Origin of the sequence: Stenotrophomonas rhizophila, from assembly GCF_000661955.1 — a bacterium.
Lineage (GTDB): Bacteria > Pseudomonadota > Gammaproteobacteria > Xanthomonadales > Xanthomonadaceae > Stenotrophomonas > Stenotrophomonas rhizophila.
In genome coordinates this window covers 1,755,836-1,774,273 of the sequence record NZ_CP007597.1, presented here as the reverse complement: position 1 = coordinate 1,774,273, position 18,438 = coordinate 1,755,836, and the positions used below count along the sequence as shown (strand labels likewise).

Genomic DNA, 18,438 nt, shown 5'->3' with positions numbered 1-18,438 from the left:
GTCATGACGGTGGTCAGCGTTGAACATGCGCTTGCCGGGAAGATCCCGGAAGGCGGCGAGGCAACCGTACGCGGTTGGGTGCGTACGGTGCGTGGGTCGGCAGCACTGGCCTTCGTCAATGTCACCGATGGCTCCTGCTTTGCCCCCATCCAGGTGGTGGCCAATGACACCCTGGGCAACTTCGACGAGATCAAGGCGCTCACCCCCGGCTGCTCGGTGATCGCCCGCGGCACCCTGGTCAAGTCGCAGGGCAAGGGCCAGTCGTTCGAGATCCAGGCCAGCCACATCGAGATCGTCGGCCTGGTCGAAGACCCGCTGACCTACCCGATCCAGCCCAAGCCGATGAGCGCCGAGTTCCTGCGTGAAGTGGCGCACCTGCGCCCGCGCACCAACCTGTTCGGCGCGGTCACCCGCATCCGCAACTGCCTGTCCCAGGCCGTGCACCGGTTCTTCCACGAGAACGGGTTCAACTGGATCAGCACCCCGATCATCACCACCTCCGATGCCGAAGGCGCCGGCCAGATGTTCCGGGTGTCCACCCTGGACATGGCCAACCTGCCCCGCAACGACAAGGGCGAGGTCGATTTCAGCCGCGACTTCTTCGGCAAGGAAACCTTCCTGACCGTGTCCGGCCAGCTCAACGTCGAGGCGTACTGCCTGGCCCTGAGCAAGGTGTACACGTTCGGCCCGACCTTCCGCGCCGAGAACTCCAACACCACCCGCCACCTGGCGGAGTTCTGGATGATCGAGCCGGAAATCGCCTTCGCCGACCTGGCCGAAGACGCGCGCCTGGCCGAGCAGTTCCTGAAGTACCTGTTCCGTGCGGTGCTCGACGAACGCGGCGACGACCTGGCGTTCCTGGCCGAGCGCGTGGACAAGAACGCGATCACCAAGCTGGAAGCCTTCATCAACGCCCCGTTCGAGCAGATCGACTACACCGAGGCGGTGAAGCTGCTGCAGAACTCGGGCAAGAAGTTCGACTTCCCGGTCGAGTGGGGCCTGGACCTGCAGACCGAGCACGAGCGCTGGCTGACCGAGGAACACATCGGCCGCCCGGTGGTGGTGACCAACTATCCCGAGCACATCAAGGCGTTCTACATGCGCCTGAACGACGACGGCAAGACCGTTGCGGCGATGGACGTGCTGGCCCCGGGCATCGGCGAGATCATCGGCGGCAGCCAGCGCGAAGAGCGCCTGGACGTGCTGGACGCGCGCATGGCGCAGTTCGGCCTGGACCGCGAACACTACGGCTGGTACCGCGATTTCCGCCGCTACGGTTCGGTGCCGCACGCCGGCTTCGGGCTGGGCTTCGAGCGCCTGGTGGTCTACGTCTGCGGGTTGGGCAACATCCGCGATGCGATCGCCTACCCGCGCGCACCGGGCACCGCCGAGTTCTGATCCACCTACGGAGGCACTGACCCATGACCTTGTTCTTCGCGCTGTGCTTCGTCGGCGTGGCGATCGCCGGGTTCAGTGCCTTCGTGATCTTCTGGCCGCTCACCCTGGTCCACATCCGCGACCGCCACCCGCTGCTGGCGCAACGCTTCGGCAACGGCGCGTTCCTGCGCCCGGACGCGCTGCGCTGGCTGCTGGGCCGTGATTACCGGCACACCCCCGACCGGGCGCTGTCCGGGCTGGCAACGCCGGCCTGGGTATCGCTGCTGACCCTGCTGGCCGGGCTGGGCATGGCTGCCCTGCTCTGGCTGCTTTCGATGGTACTGATATGAACGACACGACCCCTGACCGCGACGAGTGGTTCCTGGCCAGCCTGGGCAACACGCTGATCTGGGCCCGCCTGCGGATCCGCCCGGCGGGCACCGCCGAAGTGCTCGACAGCGACGGCAACACGCTCAGCTACGACAGCGAAGACACCGCGCGTTCGCAGCTGTTCGACGCCGAATTCGTCTCCTATGACGGGCTGGACGAGGAAGACGCGCTGATCCGCGGCTTCTCGCTGCATGAAGTGCAGCCGCCGCAGGGCGCCAGCGATGCCGACCTGCATGGCCGCATGGTGCAGAGCCTGGGCGCCCGCGCGTAACCGACGATGTTCATTCCGTCCGCCTTCGCCGAGACCGACCTGATCTGGCTGGACCGGCTGCTGGCGCGCGATGCGTTCGTCACCCTGGTGACCAACGGCGCCGACGGCTACCCGCAGGCCACGCGCCTGCCGGTGGTGTACACGCGGGATGCCGACGGCATCCTGATCGAGGGCCACTGGGCCAAACCGAATCCGCAGGCCGGCCACGCCGGCCCGGCCACGCTGCTGGTGAACGGCCCGCACGCGTACGTGTCGCCGGGCTGGTATCCGGACAAAGATGCGCAGGCGCGTGTCCCCACCTGGAACTATGCCGCGGCCGAACTGCGCGGCGTGCTGGAGCCGGTCACCGACCCGGACGCACTGGTGGCGATGCTGGATGCACTGAGCACGCACTACGAAGGCACGGTGGGCGGCGACTGGGACCTGCTTCCGATCGAGCCGCGCCAGCAGCGCATGCTGGCCGGCATCGTCGGCTTCCGCTTCCGCCCCGCCCAGGTACAGATCAAGCTCAAACTGAGCCAGAACCACCCGGAGGCGAACCAGCGCAGCGTGATCGACGCGCTGTCGGCGCTGGACGCCCCGGCTTCCCGCGAGCTGGCGCAGTGGATGCGCTGGCGCCGCGACGGCGACACCGCCGGCTGACCCTCCCCGTTTCCCGCGACGCCGCGGCCAGGCTGGCCGCGCCTTGCCCCCACCTTACGTCAGGGACACCTGCCCCATGAAAGACATCCACAAGCTGCTGCAGAACAACCGCGAATGGGCGGACCGGATCGAGAAGGAAGATCCGGACTTCTTCCACCAGCTGGCCAAGCAGCAGCATCCGGAATACCTGTGGATCGGCTGCTCGGATTCGCGCGTGCCGGCCAACCAGATCATCGGCATGGCACCGGGCGAGGTGTTCGTGCACCGCAACGTGGCCAACGTGGTGGTGCACACCGACCTCAACTGCCTGAGCGTGATCCAGTACGCGGTGGACCAGTTGAAGGTGAAGCACATCCTGATCGTGGGCCATTACGGCTGCGGCGGCGTGCACGCCAGCCTGCACAACACGCGGGTGGGCCTGGCCGACAACTGGCTGCGGCACGTGGGCGATGTGGCGCAGAAGCATGCGTCGATCATGGATGCGATTGAAGACCCGGACCTGAAGCATGCACGGCTGTGCGAACTGAACGTGATCGAGCAGGTGGTCAACGCCTGCCGCTCGACGATCGTGCAGGACGCCTGGGCGCGCGGCCAGAAGCTGATGGTGCACGGCTGGGTCTACAGCCTGAAGGACGGCCGGGTGCGCGAGATGGGCATCGACGTGGGCGCGCCGGAAGACCTGCAGCCGGCCTACGAGCGGGCGCTGGCGCACGTGCCGCGTCGCGGCAAGCGCGACTGACCCTTCCCCACTACGGACATCGCACCATGCTTCCCATGCCGATCAACCTGCTGGGCTGGATCGAAGAAAACCGGCACCTGCTGAAGCCGCCGGTGGGCAACAAGATGATCGAGAATGGGGACTTCATCGTGATGGTGGTGGGCGGGCCGAACAGCCGCACGGACTACCATTACGACGAAGGCCCGGAGTGGTTCTACCAGCTCGAAGGCGAGATGGTGCTGAAGGTGCAGGAAGACGGCGCAGTGCGCGACATCCCGATCCGCGCGGGCGAAATCTTCCTGCTGCCGGGCAAGGTGCCCCATTCGCCCCGCCGCCCGCCCGGCGGCGTGGGCCTGGTGGTGGAGCGCAAGCGGCTGGCGCACGAACGCGACGGACTGCTGTGGTTCTGCGAGCGCTGCAACCACAAGCTGTACGAGGAGTACTTCGCCCTGGAAAACATCGAAACCGACCTGCCGAAGGTGTTTGCGCGGTACCAGGCATCGGTGGAGATGCGCACGTGCGAGGCGTGCGGGCATGTAGACCCGTTGCCGGGTGTTGTTGCGCTTGAAGGCTGAGGCTTGAAAAGCGCCGAGCTGCACGCACGCGGCTGAGCGAAAAGCAGCCGACCAACGGTCGGCTCTACCCTGGGTGACGTCGCGTGGCCTCGTGGGGCCCGCGTAGCCCTGCACGGCCCCGCGTCACCCCGACCACAGCGTTGCGCTGCGTTGCGTTGCATTGCGCTGCGGTGCGGCGCGACCGCGACCACAACGTGACCTGCGTGACCACGGCCCTGGTAGGGTCGATCCTCGATCGACTGCCGATACCCCTTCGTCGCTCGATGGCAGCATGACCTCTGAGCGGAGAGCAGCCGACCAACGGTCGGCTCTACCAGCGTGGCCCCGCGTGGCCCCGCATCACCCCGCATCACCACAATCCCCGCACTACCGGCACTACCCGCATTTCCCCTGCGCACCGGCCCTGTGTCAGGGCGTGGTGCGGGTGGGTGGCCGGGACCCTCCACCGCATGGATGCGGTGGCGGAGCCTCCATGGACGGATTTACGGCGTGTCCCGGCCACCCACCCGCACCGCGCCAGCCCACCCACCGCACAGACACCACGCTTCTGCCGTGGCCGTGGCCGTTGCCGTTGCACTTGCACTTGCCTCACGCCTCGAAAAAAACACACACCCCCCACCCACACCGGATTCAGCCCACACCCCCACCACCCGGATAAACTGTCCGTCACTGTCACCGCTGGTTGCACCATGTCCGAACTCCTCAGCCGCACCCATGCAGTTGCCCTGGACGCTGCCGACCCCCTGCGCACCCTCCGCAGCGAATTCGTCTTCCCCCAGCACAACCACCGCGACCAGACTTACTTCGTCGGCAACTCGCTGGGCCTGCAGCCGCGCGGCGCCCGTGCCGCCGTCCAGGACGTCATGGACAAATGGGCCAGCCTGGCCGTCGAAGGCCACTTCACCGGCGACACCCAGTGGCTGCGCTACCACCGCCTCGTCAGCGAACAGCTCGCCCGCGTCGTCGGCGCGCTGCCCAGCGAAGTGGTCGCCATGAACACCCTCAGCGTCAACCTGCACCTGATGATGGTCAGCTTCTACCGGCCCAGCCGCGAGCGCCCCGCCATCCTCATCGAAGCCGGCGCGTTCCCCACCGACCGCCACGCCGTCGAATCGCAGATCCGCTTCCACGGCTTCGACCCGGCCACCGACCTCATCGAAGTCCAGCCCGACGAACCCAACGGCACCATTTCGCTGCAGGCCATCGAACGCGCCATCAACGAACACGGCCCGCGCCTGGCGCTGGTGCTGTGGCCCGGCGTGCAGTACCGCAGCGGCCAGGTCTTCGACCTCGACGCCATCACCCGCATGGCCCGCCTGCAGGGCGCCCGGGTCGGCTTCGACCTGGCCCACTCGGTCGGCAACATCCCCCTGCAGTTGCACGACATCGCCCCCGACTTCGCCGTCTGGTGCCACTACAAGTACCTCAACGCCGGCCCCGGCGCCGTGGCCGGGTGCTTCGTGCACGAACGCCACCACCGCGACACCAGCTTGCCGCGCTTCGCCGGCTGGTGGGGTCACGAAGAAGCCACCCGCTTCAGAATGGCCCCGCAGTTCGTGCCCGCCGTCGGCGCCGAAGGCTGGCAGCTCAGCAACCCGCCCGTGCTCGGCCTGGCACCGCTGCGCGCCGCCCTCGACGTGGTCGACAAGGCCGGTGGCATCGCCGCCCTGCGCGAGAAGTCGCTGCGCCTGACCGGCCTGCTCGACGCGCTGGTGCGCGCCCGCCTGACCGGCGTGCTCGAGGTACTCACACCCAGCGAACCGGACCGCCGCGGCTGCCAGCTCTCGCTGCGCGTGGTCGGTGGTCGCGAACGGGGCCGCAGCCTGTTCGAGTACCTGCAGACCGTCGGCGTGCTCGGTGACTGGCGCGAACCGGACGTCATCCGCATCTCGCCGACCCCGCTCTACAACCGTTACCAGGACCTGCACCACTTCGTCGACGAAGTGGACGCCTGGGCAGGGCTGTAATCCGCCCCGCCCTCCCCGCCCCCACGGACATCGATGTGATCGCACCCCCTTCCCGCTCGCTGAGCATCATCGGCGCTGGCCTGGCCGGCTCGCTGCTCGCCATCCTGCTGTCCCGCCAGGGCTGGCGGATCACCCTGTACGAACGTCGCGGCGACCCGCGCATCAGCGACTACGAGTCAGGCCGCTCGATCAACCTGGCCCTGGCCGAACGCGGCCGCAATGCGCTGCGCCAGGCCGGGGTCGAAGACGCGGTCATGGCCAAGGCGGTGATGATGCGCGGGCGCATGGTGCACCCGCGCCAAGGCGAGCCGCAGCTGCAACGCTACGGCCGCGACGACAGCGAAGTGATCTGGTCGATCCATCGCAAGGACCTCAACACCACGCTGTTGCAGCTGGCCGAAGATGCCGGTGCGCAGGTGCATTTCCACCGCCGCCTGCACACGGTCGATTTCGATGCCGGCTATGCCCGCTTCATCGACGACCGCGACGACCAGCCGCACGACATCCGGTTCGACACCCTGATCGGCGCCGATGGTGCCGGCTCGGCGCTGCGCGCGGCGATGAACCGCAAGCAGCCGCTGGACGAGCGCACCGAGTTCCTCGACCACTCCTACAAGGAACTGGAGATCCCGCCCACCGCCGACGGCGGCTTCCGCATCGAAGCCAACGCGCTGCACATCTGGCCGCGCGGGCACTACATGTGCATTGCGCTGCCCAATGACGAAGGCACTTTCACCGTCACCCTGTTCCTGCCCAACGAAGGCGACCCGAGCTTTGCCACCACCACCACCGGTGCCGAGGCCGAAGCGCTGTTCGCGCGCGACTTCCCCGATGCGCTGGCGCTGATCCCCAACCTGCGCCGCGACTGGGAAGAGCACCCGCCCGGCCTGCTGGGCACGCTGCATCTCAACCACTGGCACCTGCAGGGCCGCGCCGTGCTGCTGGGCGACGCCGCGCATGCGATGGTGCCGTTCCACGGCCAGGGCATGAACTGCGCGTTTGAAGACTGCGTGGCGCTGGCCGGCCACCTGCTGGAACAGGACACGCTGGCCGCGGCCTTCGCCGCTTTCGAGGCCGACCGCAAGCCGAACGCCGAAGCGATCCAGCAGATGGCGCTGGAGAACTACCTTGAAATGCGCGATCGCGTTGCCGACCCGGCCTTCCTGCTGCAGCGCGAGCTGGAACAGGCCCTGCAGGCACGCTGGCCCACCCGCTTCGTGCCGCACTACACCATGGTCACCTTCCTGCACACGCCGTATGCGGTGGCGCACGCGCGCACCGAACTGCAGCGTCGCATCCTCGAAGACGCCACCGCCGGGCACGACAGCCTGGACCACATCGACTGGGCCGCGCTGGAGCACATCGTGCATGCGCAGCTGCCCGTGCTGGAGGGCGCGCACTGATGGCTGACAGCTTCCTGTTCTACGACCTGGAAACCTTCGGTCAGGACCCGCGCCGCACCCGCATCGCCCAGTTCGCCGCGATCCGCACCGATGCCGACCTGAACATCATCGACGAACCGGTCAGCTTCTACGTCAAGCCCGCCGATGACCTGCTGCCGTCGCCGGTGGCCACCCTGATCACCGGCATCACCCCGCAGCATGCGCTGTCGGCCGGGGTCAGCGAAGCCGAGGCGTTCGCGCGCATCAACGACCTGATGGCGCGTCCGGGCACCTGCTCGCTGGGCTACAACACGCTGCGCTTCGACGATGAGTTCGTGCGCCACGGGCTGTTCCGCAACTTCCATGACCCGTATGAGCGCGAGTGGCGCAACGGCAATTCGCGCTGGGACCTGCTGGACATGATGCGGCTGCTGCATGCGCTGCGCCCGGAGGGCGTGGTGTGGCCGCAGCGCGAAGATGGCGCCACCTCGTTCAAGCTCGAACACCTGGCCACCGCCAACAACGTGCGCCAGGGCGATGCCCACGAAGCGCTGTCGGACGTGCATGCCACCATCGGCCTGGCGCGCCTGTTCAAGCAGGCCCAACCGCGCCTGTGGGACTACGCGCTGAAGCTGCGCGACAAGCGCTTCGTAGCCAGCCTGCTCGACGTGGACGCCCTGCAGCCGGTGCTGCACATTTCCATGCGCTACCCGGCCCAGCGCATGTGCGCCGCCCCGGTGCTGCCGCTGGCGCGCCACCCGTACATCAACAACCGCATCATCGCGCTCGACCTGGACGGCGACATCGACGCGCTGTTGGCACTGCCGGCCGAGACCCTCGCCGCACGCCTGTACACCCGCGCGGCCGATCTGGCCGAAGGCGAGCAGCGCGTGCCGCTCAAGGAAGTGCACCTCAACAAGGTGCCAGCGCTGGTGGCCTGGAACCACCTGCGCCCGGCCGACCACGCTCGCCTGGGCATCAACCCGGCGGAGATCGAGGCCAAGGCCGCACGCCTGCGCGCGCTGGGCCCGACCCTGGCAGAGAAGGTGCGCCAGGTGTTCGGTGGTGAACGCGTGCTGCCCCCCAGCGACGTGGACGCCTCGCTGTACGACGGCTTCCTGGCCGACGGCGACAAAGCGCTGATGACCCGTATCCGTACCAGCCCGCCGGCCGAACTGGCCAGCTACGCCGAACGCCTGCGCGATCCGCGCATGCCCGAGCTGCTGTTCCGCTACCGCGCGCGCAACCACCCGCAGACCCTGGACGCGACCGAACGCTCACGCTGGAACGACTATCGTCGCCAGCGCCTGCTTGGCGACACCGCGCTGGGCGAGCAGACCCTGCCGCAGTTCCGCGCGCAGCTGGACGCACTGGCCACCGAGCATGCCGACGATCCGGCCAGGCTCGCCCTGCTGCAGCAGCTGCGCGACTGGGGCACCCACCTGGAGCAGAGCCTGTGAGCACGTATTTCAGCCCGAAAAGCTTCACCTTCCTGCGCGGCCTGGCCCGCAACAACGACAAGGCCTGGTTCAACGACCACAAGCCGCAGTACGAAGAGCATGTGCGCCAGCCGTTCCTGCGCCTGATCGCCGACCTGCAACCGGACCTGGCCGCGGTCAGCGAGCACTTCCGCGCGGACCCGCGCGGCGTTGGCGGCTCGCTGTTCCGCATCTACCGCGACGCGCGCTTCTCCAACGACAAGTCGCCGTACAAGAGCTGGCAGGGCGCGCGGTTGTTCCATGAGCGGCGCAAACAGGTCCCGGCCCCGTCGTTCTACATCCACCTGCAACCCGGCGAGAGCTTCGTCGGTGCCGGCTTGTGGCATCCCGAACCGGCCACCCAGCGCAAGGTGCGGCACTTCATTGTGGACAACCCCGGCAGCTGGAAGGCGGCCGCGCATTCGCCGGTGCTGCGCAAGAAGTTCGACTTCGAGGAAAGCGAGAAGCTGGTGCGCCCGCCGCGCGGGTTCGAGCCGGATTTCGAGTTCATCGACGACCTCAAGCACCGCAACTGGGTGTTCTGGCGCTCGCTGGACGATGCGGTAATGACCGGCCCGCGCCTGCGCCAGACCATCGCCGCCGACCTGGTCACGCTGGGCCCGTTCGTGGACTACCTGTGCGCGGCGCTGGACCTGGAATTCTGAGCACCATGCCCGCGCATACGGCCGTTCCAACGCGCCCGCTGGGGCGCAGCGGCCTGCAGGTATCGCAGGTGGCGCTGGGCTGCTCCGGGTTCTGGGGCAACCACCGGTTCGCCGAAGGCGAGGCCGAACGCATCGTGCGCCGCGCGTTGGAGCGCGGCGTGAACCTGTTCGACACCGGCCACAACTATTCGGCGTTCAACGCCGAGCCACGGCTGGGCCGCATCCTGCAGCGCGCCTATGCCAGCCACCCGCGCGACGGGCTGGTGATCTCCAGCAAGGCCGGCACGCTGACCGGCCAGGCCGGCATCAGCGGCGCCGAGCACCGCGACTTTTCGCCGGCGAGCATCGAGCGCAGCTGCGCCGCGTCGCTGCGCAACCTGCACTGCGACCACCTGGACATCTTCCAGCTGCACGGCATCGGCCTGCACGAACTGAGCGATGAACTGCTCACCGCGCTGGAGCGCATGCGCCGCAACGGGATGTTCCGCCTACTGGGCATCAACACCCACACCGGCGCGATCATGCAGCACATCGCCGACCACCCCACCCTGTTCGACGTGGCGTTGATCGATTACAACGTGCTGCAGCAGGACCGCGAACCGCTGATTGCCGCCATGCACGCGGCAGGCATCGGCGTGCTGGCCGGCACCGTGCTGGCCCAGGGCCACCTGCTGCCGGCGCGCGTGCGGCTGCCGCGGCTGGCCGACGCCTGGTACCTGGCGCGCGCGTGGCTGAAGCCCTCCAGCCGCCAGCTGATGCGCAGCGCGCGCACCCTGCAGAAGGCGGTGGCGGGCGTGCATTCGCAGTTGCCGGGGCAGACCGCGTTTGCCTACGTGCTGCAGAACCCGGGCATCGCCAGTGGCGTGCTGGGCACGACCCGGGTGGGCAACCTCGACCAGATCCTGGACACCCGCGTGGACGCGCTGCAGCCCGACGAACGGGCCCGGCTGGTGGCCGCGTTCCAGCGCGCCGGCAGTTCGCCCAGCCAGTAGCGTTCACACTTCTCCACCGGCGCTGCGGCAAGCTCGGGGCAGTCTCCTGCAGGTACCGGATCGATGAAGAAACTTCCGTGGTTGCTGCTGGCCCTGCTGCTGGTGTTGGCAGGCCTCTTTTTCAGCGGGCCCTATCTGACCGTGCGCGGGCTGGCCCAGGCCATCGAAACCCGCGACACCGCCAAGCTGGACCGCTACGTCGACTTCCCGCTGCTGCGCGCGAACCTGCGCGCCCAGCTCAACGACTACGTGGTGCGCCAGGCCGGCCCGGAGGTGCAGTCCAACCTATTGGGGGCGCTGTTGCTGTCGGCCAGTGAGAAGCTCACCGGGACCGCCGTGGACGCGATGGCCACGCCCACCGGCATTGGCGCGCTGCTGGAAGGCCACACGTTGTGGAAGCGCGCCAGCAACGACCTGGAAAGCAACGACGCCTACGCGGCGCCGCGCAAGCCCCGCCCGCTGAAGGGCGCCGAGCACCACTTCGAATCGCTGTCGCGCTTCACCGCCACCACGCACACCGCCAGCGGCGCGCCGATCGTGTTCGTCCTGCAACGGTTCGGCCTGCGCTGGAAGCTGGTGGACATCCGCCTGCCGCTCGCCGACGACACCGCGCCCACCGGCCTCCCGATCCGGTAGGTACCGCAAGGAACCGCGCACGCGGTTCCTAACGTCGCTTGCGACGGCCCGAAGGGTGCCCGGCCGCAGGCCCGGCATACCGTTGGTCGGTACGCCGATCTATCCGCGCCATGACCAACGGTCATGGCCTACCCGTCGTTGGCGACGCCGTGGGGGACGTGCCCGGCGGCCACGCTCTGGTGCTGGCGGGCGCTGTCGATGTTGTGCTGCGAATCGTCGAAGAAGATGTCCGCGCCGAACGCTTCCAGGAACGGGCCTTTGTGGCGTCCGCCCAGGAACAGCGCTTCATCCAGGCGCACGCCCCACTCGCGCAGCGTGCGGATGACCCGCTCGTGTGCCGGGGCCGAGCGCGCGGTCACCAGCGCGGTGCGGATCGGCGCGTCTTCGCCCGACGGGAACACCGCCTGCAGGGTGTGCAGGGCGGAAAGGAAGTTGCGGAACGGGCCACCGCTGAGCGGCTCGCGCGCATTTTCGCGCTCATGCCGGCCAAACGCTTCCACGCCCTGCTCGCGCGAGATGCGCTCGCTTTCGTCCCCGAAGATCACCGCGTCACCATCGAAGGCGATGCGCAGCTGGCCAAGCGGCCGGCCCAGGTCCACCTGCTCGGCGGCGGCGATGGTCTCGCCCGGCGGCTTGGGCAGGATGGTGGCCGCGGCAATGCCGTGCGACAGCGCGCGGCGCACCGAGTCGGGGTTGGCCGACAGGAACAGGTCGGTGCCGAACGGCTTCACGTACGGCCAGGTGGGCTCGCCAGCCGTGAAGGTGGCGCGGATGATGCCCAGGCCGTAATGCTGGATCGAATTGAAGATGCGCAGCCCCGTATCAGCCGAGTTGCGCGACAGCAGGATCACTTCCACCCGCGGCGACTCCGGCGACTGGCCCTGGTTGAGCGCCAGCAGCTTGCGTACCACCGGGAATGCCACGCCGGGGCGCAGCACGTCGTCCTCATGCTTGCGCTGGTACTCGGCGTAGGCGTCCACGCCCTCGGCCTCGAACAGCGCATGGCCTTCTTCGAGGTCGAACAGCGCGCGCGAGGTTACCGCGACGGTCAGCAGACGGGGGGTGTTGTCGCCCATGGCACTCAGCAATCCAATGCGGCCGCAGCGGCCGGCCAGCCATTGTCCCACAGTGAATGGCTGCTACGGCCCGCCCCGTTCAGAACATGAACTGTTCGCTGAGGATGCGGTCTTCCAGGTTGTGCTCCGGGTCGAACAGCAGGGTGACCCGGCGCTCGCGCGATTCGCGGATGGTCACTTCGACCACGTCGCGGGTTTCGTGCGAGTCGGCGGTCACACTCACCGGCCGCTTGTACGGGTCAAGCACGCGGAAGCGCACCTCGGTGTCGGCCTTGAGGATCGCCCCGCGCCAACGGCGCGGCCGGTACGGGGCCAACGGGGTCAGCGCGATGGTATGCGAGCCCAGCGGCAGGATCGGGCCATGCGCGGAATAGTTGTAGGCGGTGCTGCCGGCCGGGGTGGCCACCAGCACGCCGTCCCCGATCAGTTCGGCCACGCGCTCCTGGCCGTTGAGATCCACGCCGATATGCGCGGCCTGACGGGTCTGGCGCAGCAGCGAGACGTCGTTGTAGGCGAGCGAGCCGGTGGTGGTACCCGATTCGGTCAGCGCCAGCATCTCCAGCGGTCGCAGGTGGGCCGGCTCGGCCGCCGCGAGGCGGGCCGGCAGGTCGTCGTCACGGAACTGGTTCATCAGGAACCCGACCGTGCCCAGCTTCATGCCGAACACCGGCTTGCCGAGCGCGGCATGGCGATGCAGGGTCTGCAGCATGAAGCCATCGCCCCCCAGCGGGCACAGCACATCGGCCTGCTCGGGCGTGCAATCGCCATAGCGGGCCAGCATCTGCGCCAGCGCCTGCTGCGCAGCCTCGGTGTTGCTGGCCAGAAAGGCGATACGGGGGGAAGCGCTCATCGGTGGATCCGGTGCGGCAGTTTGTTGCACAGAGCATACCTGCCGCACCACGGCAAAGCAGCCGTCGCTCTCTGTTCCTGGGCTGGGCCGGGGGGTGTGGGTTCACGGGACACGCCGCAAGTACATCCTTGTAGGCTCCGCAGCGCCATCCATGGCGCCGAGTGTCCCGTGAACCCACACAGCCCCGCCCAGCCCAGGAGCAAACGGCACGCGCTGCCTTTCGCCTTTGCCGCACCAAGCCAAACAACCAAACAAAAACGGCCCCGCGTGAGCGGGGCCGTTGGTTACTCATGCAGCTGCAGATCCAGAGACACGCGGCTGGAGCAGAGCCCCCCTGAGTCAGGGGGGCGCGCCGAAGGCGCAGGGGTCTGGAAGCACGGTCCGCATGGGGCCCACGGTTTGCAGCGCAAACCGTGGGGCGTCAGCGCGAATGCGCTTACGCACCATGCGCGGCGAGCTGACCCAGGCGCTGCACCGCGACCGAGACGGTCGGGTAGTCCAAGGTCTTCTGCTCGGCCAGTTCGGCCAGCATCGACAGCGTGAAACGCAGGCTGCTGTCGTCACGGCCGATCCAGGCCGCCACCTTGGCTTCGGCGCTGCTGCCCTTCATCGACAGCACCTGGGCAGCCAGGTTGCGATGGTGGGCGGCCAGCTCGTCGCGCAGCACGCCACGCGCCACGGCATGCCAACGGCCGTTGACCTCCAGCGCGTCGATCTGCTCGAACAGCCACGGCAGCTGCAGGGCGTCGCCCAGGCGGAAGTGGATCTTGGACACGTCCACCGGCTTCAGCTTGCGGGTCCGGGCCAGTTCGATGATGTCGAACGCCGGCTCCAGGAACTGCAGCTCGGACAGCTGCTGTGCCAGTGCCGGCGGCAGGCCCTTTTCCTTCCACTCGGCCACGCTCGCCTCGTAGGCCGGGCGCTGCGAATCGGGCAGCACGCCCGATGCCACGCGGATATCGTTGAACGCAGCCTGGTAGCGGTTCACCGCTTCGGTGATGCCCGGCATCGTGCCCGGGCGCGACAGCAGCCAGCGCACGAACGAACGCTGCAGCTTCCAGATCACTTCCAGCGCATCGATCTGCACCGATTCCGGCAGCGTGCCGTCGAGCGCATCGATCTGCGCCCACAGCGCACGTGCGTCCAGCGTTTCACGGCTGATCGTGTAGGCCTTGGCGACCTCGGCCACGCTGCGGCCGGTGTCTTCCTGCATGCGCATCAGGAACGTGGCGCCCATCCGGTTGATGGTCTGGTTGGTCACGGCCGTGGCGATGATTTCGCGCTTCAGGCGGTGACGCTCCATCGCATCGGCATACTTCTTCTGCAGCGGCGTCGGGAAGTAACGCTGCAGCTCCTTGGACAGGTACGGATCTTCCGGGATGTCCGAATCCAGCAGCTGGGCAAACGCCACCAGCTTGGAATAGGACAGCAGCACCGACAGTTCCGGACGGGTCAGGCCCTGGCCGCGCGCCTTGCGTGCCGACAGCTCCGCATCAGAGGGCAGGTACTCGATCTGGCGATCCAGCAGACCCTGCTGCTCCAGCGTGCGGATGAAGTGCTGCTTGGAGCCCAGGCGCTTGACCGCCATCCGCTCCATCAGGCTCAGGGCCTGGTTCTGGCGGTAGTTGTCGTTGAGCACCAGCGCGGCCACTTCGTCGGTCATCGACGCCAGCAGCTTGTTGCGCTGTTCAACGGTCAGCTTCTTGGCCCGCACCACATCGTTGAGCAGGATCTTGATGTTGACTTCGTGGTCGGAGGTGTCCACACCGGCCGAGTTGTCGATGAAGTCGGTATTGAGCAGCACGCCGGCCTGGGCAGCCTCGATGCGGCCCAGCTGGGTCATGCCCAGGTTGCCGCCCTCGCCCACCACCTTGCAGCGCAGCTCGCCACCATTGACGCGCAGCGCGTTGTTGGCGCGGTCGCCCACGTCGCTGTGCTGCTCGGTGGCCGCCTTGACGTAGGTGCCGATGCCGCCGTTCCACAGCAGGTCCACCGGCGCCTTGAGGATGGCGCTCATCAGGTCGTTCGGCGACATCGCCTTGACGTTCTCGTCCAGGCCCAGCACCTCACGCACCTGCGGGGTGATCTCGATGGACTTCAACGAACGCGGGAAGATGCCACCGCCCTTGCTGATCAGCTTGGCGTCGTAGTCGGCCCAGCTGGAACGCGGCACGGTGAACAGGCGCTCACGTTCGACGAACGTGGTGGCCGCATCCGGGTTCGGGTCCAGGAAGATGTGGCGATGATCGAACGCGGCCACCAGGCGGATGTGGCGCGACAGCAGCATGCCGTTGCCGAACACGTCGCCGGACATGTCGCCGACGCCCACCGTGGTGAAGTCCTGGCTCTGGCTGTCACGGCCCAGGGCACGGAAGTGGCGCTTGACCGACTCCCACGCACCGCGCGCGGTGATGCCCATGCCCTTGTGGTCGTAGCCCACCGAACCACCGGAGGCGAACGCGTCGCCCATCCAGAAGCCGTGCGCGACGGCCAGGCCGTTGGCGATGTCGGAGAAGGTCGCGGTGCCCTTGTCGGCCGCCACCACCAGGTACGGGTCGTCCATGTCGTGACGGACCACGTCCACCGGCGGCACGATCTTGTTGTTGACGATGTTGTCGGTGATGTCCAGCAGGCCCTGGATGAACAGCTTGTAGCAGGCCACGCCGTTGGCGAACACCGCATCACGGTCGCCACTGGCCGGCGGCACCTTGGCGAAGAAGCCGCCCTTCGCGCCGACCGGCACGATGACCGTGTTCTTGACCATCTGCGCCTTGACCAGGCCCAGCACTTCGGTACGGAAGTCTTCGCGACGGTCCGACCAGCGCAGGCCACCACGGGCCACCGCGCCGAAGCGCAGGTGGGTGCCTTCCACGCGCGGGCCGTACACGAAGATTTCGCGGTACGGACGCGGCTTGGGCAGGTCCGGCACCAGCGCCGAATCGAACTTGAAGCTGATGACATGGCCGTGCTGGCCGTTGGCATCGGTCTGGTAGTAGCTGGTCCGCAGGGTGGCGTCGATCACGCCCATGAAGCTGCGCAGGATGCGGTCTTCATCCAGGCTGGAGACGCGGTCCATCAGCTTCAGCAGCGCGTCGCGCGCGGCATCCATCTGTGCCTTGCGGTCGCCCTTGCGGGCATCGACCACGGTCTTGAGCACCTTCAGGGTGGCCTCGTCGCCGCCGGCCAGCACCGTCAGGTGCTCGCGCAGCTGGGCCTGGCCCTCGGCGATGGCGTCCTTGCTCTCGTGGCCGGTTGCCGGGTCGAAGCGGGCTTCGAACAGTTCCACCAGCAGGCGGGCCAGCAGCGGGTAGCGGGTGAAGGTGCCTTCCACATAGGCCTGCGAGAACGGCACGCCGGTCTGCAGCAGGTACTTGCAGTAGCCACGCAGCATCGCCACCTGGCGCCAATGCAGGCCAGCGGCCAGCACCAGGCGGTTGAAGCCGTCGTTCTCGGCATCGCCGTGCCACACGCGGGCGAAGGTTTCACCGAAGGCGGCATCCACGCTCGGGGCGTCGATCGCACCGGCCACCGATTCCACTTCGAAGTCCTGCACGTACACCGGCGCGTTGTCCACCGTGAGGCGGTACGGACGCTCGGCGATCACGCGCAGGCCCATGTTTTCCATCATCGGCAGCGCGTCCGACAGCGGAATGTCGTCCAGCTGGCGGTACAGCTTCAGGCGCAGGCCATCACCACCTTCGCGCTGCACGGCCTGCAGGCTCAGGCGCAGGTCGTCCGGGCCGGTCAGCGCATCGAGCTGGCTGACGTCGTTGGCCGCGATCTCGGTGCTGGAGTCTTCGATGTAGCCGGCCGGCAGTGCCTTGCCGATACGGGCGGCAATGCGCAGGCCTTCGCTTTCACCGTGGCGGGCCACCAGCGCTTCGCGCAGGTCGTCCTGCCAGTTGCGCAGCACCTGGGCCAGCTTCTGTTCCAGCGCGCTGGTGTCCACTTCCAGGGTCTGGCCAGCCTTCGGGCGCACGATCAGGTGCACCTGGGCCAGCGGCGACTCGCCCAGTACCACCGAGCTGTCCACGTACTCGCCCTGCAGGGCGTCCTTGAGCATCGCTTCGATGCGCAGGCGCACATCGGTATTGAAGCGCTCGCGCGGCAGGTAGACCAGCGCGGAAATGAAACGGCTGTACTTGTCGCGGCGCAGGAACAGGCGGCTGCGCACGCGCTCCTGCAGGCCCAGCACGCCCATGGCGGTGCGGAACAGTTCGTCCTCGCTGGACTGGAACAGTTCTTCGCGCGGCAGGGTTTCCAGGATGTGGCGCAGGGCCTTGCCGCTGTGGCTGCTCGGCGCCAGGCCGGACTGGGTCATCACATATTCGTGGCGCTGACGCACCAGCGGAATTTCCCACGGGCGGCGGTTGTACGCGCTGGAGGTGAACAGGCCCAGGAAGCGCTGCTCACCGATGATCTTGCCCTTGGCGTCGAATTCCAGCACGCCGATGTAGTCCATGTAGCCGGCGCGGTGAACGCGCGAACGGGCATTGGTCTTGGTCAGGATCAGCGCGTCCTTCAACCCGGTGGTGGCGTTGAGGCCCTGCGCGGCCAGGGTCTTGACCGGACGGGCGGCGGACTTGTCCTTGCCGCGCATCAGGCCCAGGCCGGTCTCGTTGAGCGGGGCCAGCACGTCTTCCTTGCCCTGCTTCTCCACGCGGTATTCGCGGTAGCCGAAGAAGGTGAAGTGGTTGTCGGCGGCCCAGCGCAGGAATTCCTGCGCCTCGGCGCGCGACGCCGCATCGATCGGCAGCTGGCGGGTGCCGAGGTCGTCAGCCAGGCTCTTGGCCTTGCTGCGCATCGCATCCCAGTCGCCGACGATGGCACGCACCTCGTCCAGCGCCTTGACGATCGCCTGCTCGACGTCGGCCATGGCCTCGGCCGGCTGGCGGTCGATTTCCAGCAGCATCACCGATTCGGCGTTGCCGTCGCTGACACCGCTCAGCTTGCCGGCCTTGTCGCGTGCGAAGCGGATCACCGGGTGGCCCAGCACGTGCACGCCGATGCCGTGCTCGGCCAGCGACATGGTCACCGTGTCGACCAGGAACGGCATGTCGTCATTGACGATCTGCAGCACCGTATGCGGCGATTCCCACCCGTTGCCCTTCAGGGTCGGGTTGAACACACGCACATTGGCCTTGCCGGACTTGCGCACACGCGCGAATTCCAGCGTGTCGGCCGCCAGGGCGGCCCACTCCTCGGCGGTGTGGTGCGGGAACTCGTCCGCCTCCATGCGCTTGTAGAAGTCGGCGGCAAATGCCACGGCCTCGGCCTGCCCGGCCGCCGGGTAGCGCTTGCGCAAGGCCGTGTACACCGGCTCCAGCGAGAAGCCCACTGGCGAAACAGTCTGCGTATCGGCTGGTTTGGATTTGTTTTTCACGGTCTTGGCTGCTGGTTTCTGCGATTTCATGACGGA

Annotated in this window: 14 protein-coding genes and 1 pseudogene; 12 read left to right on the top strand and 3 right to left on the bottom strand. The window is 67.8% G+C overall.

What is annotated here, in order from left to right:
- Window positions 1-3 precede the first annotated feature (3 nt).
- From asnS to DX03_RS07480, 12 genes are all read left to right on the top strand, one after another.
- Window positions 4-1,398 carry an asparagine--tRNA ligase gene (asnS, locus tag DX03_RS07535; protein WP_038687652.1) on the top strand — a complete coding sequence of 465 codons (1,395 nt, stop codon included), beginning with the start codon at window positions 4-6 and terminating at the stop codon, window positions 1,396-1,398.
- Between the two features lie 23 nt (window positions 1,399-1,421).
- The gene (locus DX03_RS07530; RefSeq protein ID WP_038687651.1) at window positions 1,422-1,727 is read left to right on the top strand and encodes a hypothetical protein; all 306 of its coding nucleotides are present in this window, start codon (window positions 1,422-1,424) and stop codon (window positions 1,725-1,727) included.
- A complete protein-coding gene (locus DX03_RS07525) occupies window positions 1,724-2,038 on the top strand; it encodes a hypothetical protein (RefSeq protein WP_038687649.1) in 315 nt (104 codons plus the stop codon). Before DX03_RS07530 ends, DX03_RS07525 begins: the two co-directional genes overlap by 4 nt.
- 6 nt (window positions 2,039-2,044) lie before the next feature.
- Window positions 2,045-2,680 carry an FMN-binding negative transcriptional regulator gene (locus DX03_RS07520; protein ID WP_038687647.1) on the top strand — a complete coding sequence of 212 codons (636 nt, stop codon included), beginning with the start codon at window positions 2,045-2,047 and terminating at the stop codon, window positions 2,678-2,680.
- Between the two features lie 76 nt (window positions 2,681-2,756).
- Window positions 2,757-3,419 carry a carbonate dehydratase gene (gene can / locus DX03_RS07515; protein WP_038687645.1) on the top strand — a complete coding sequence of 221 codons (663 nt, stop codon included), beginning with the start codon at window positions 2,757-2,759 and terminating at the stop codon, window positions 3,417-3,419.
- A 26-nt stretch (window positions 3,420-3,445) separates the two neighbouring features.
- Window positions 3,446-3,973 carry a 3-hydroxyanthranilate 3,4-dioxygenase gene (locus DX03_RS07510; protein ID WP_038687644.1) on the top strand — a complete coding sequence of 176 codons (528 nt, stop codon included), beginning with the start codon at window positions 3,446-3,448 and terminating at the stop codon, window positions 3,971-3,973.
- A 689-nt stretch (window positions 3,974-4,662) separates the two neighbouring features.
- The gene (kynU, locus tag DX03_RS07505; RefSeq protein ID WP_038687641.1) at window positions 4,663-5,940 is read left to right on the top strand and encodes a kynureninase; all 1,278 of its coding nucleotides are present in this window, start codon (window positions 4,663-4,665) and stop codon (window positions 5,938-5,940) included.
- Window positions 5,941-5,978: 38 nt separating this feature from the next.
- Window positions 5,979-7,343, top strand: a complete 1,365-nt coding sequence (locus tag DX03_RS07500) for an FAD-dependent oxidoreductase (protein WP_185753533.1) — start codon at window positions 5,979-5,981, stop codon at window positions 7,341-7,343.
- Entirely contained in the window at window positions 7,343-8,782 is a 1,440-nt protein-coding gene (sbcB, locus tag DX03_RS07495; protein ID WP_038687638.1) for an exodeoxyribonuclease I, read from the top strand. Before DX03_RS07500 ends, sbcB begins: the two co-directional genes overlap by 1 nt.
- On the top strand, window positions 8,779-9,465 hold the full coding sequence (locus DX03_RS07490) for a DUF2461 domain-containing protein (RefSeq protein ID WP_038687637.1): 687 nt from the start codon (window positions 8,779-8,781) through the stop codon (window positions 9,463-9,465). Before sbcB ends, DX03_RS07490 begins: the two co-directional genes overlap by 4 nt.
- A gap of 5 nt (window positions 9,466-9,470) precedes the next feature.
- Window positions 9,471-10,457 (top strand): aldo/keto reductase, encoded by a 987-nt coding sequence (locus tag DX03_RS07485; protein WP_038687635.1) that lies wholly within the window; start codon window positions 9,471-9,473, stop codon window positions 10,455-10,457.
- Window positions 10,458-10,520: 63 nt separating this feature from the next.
- Complete coding sequence (locus tag DX03_RS07480) at window positions 10,521-11,093, top strand: DUF2939 domain-containing protein (protein ID WP_038687633.1); 573 nt, start codon at window positions 10,521-10,523, stop codon at window positions 11,091-11,093.
- Window positions 11,094-11,221: 128 nt separating this feature from the next.
- On the opposite strand, the gene DX03_RS07475 is transcribed toward DX03_RS07480, so the two are convergent.
- The 3 genes and pseudogenes from DX03_RS07475 to DX03_RS07465 all read right to left on the bottom strand — a co-directional run.
- Window positions 11,222-12,169, bottom strand: a complete 948-nt coding sequence (locus DX03_RS07475; RefSeq protein ID WP_038687632.1) for a 5'-nucleotidase — start codon at window positions 12,167-12,169, stop codon at window positions 11,222-11,224.
- Between the two features lie 79 nt (window positions 12,170-12,248).
- On the bottom strand, window positions 12,249-13,019 hold the full coding sequence (locus DX03_RS07470; RefSeq protein WP_038687630.1) for an NAD kinase: 771 nt from the start codon (window positions 13,017-13,019) through the stop codon (window positions 12,249-12,251).
- Window positions 13,020-13,455: 436 nt separating this feature from the next.
- Window positions 13,456-18,351: pseudogene (locus DX03_RS07465) on the bottom strand (NAD-glutamate dehydrogenase); the annotation flags it as partial.
- Window positions 18,352-18,438: the final 87 nt, after the last annotated feature.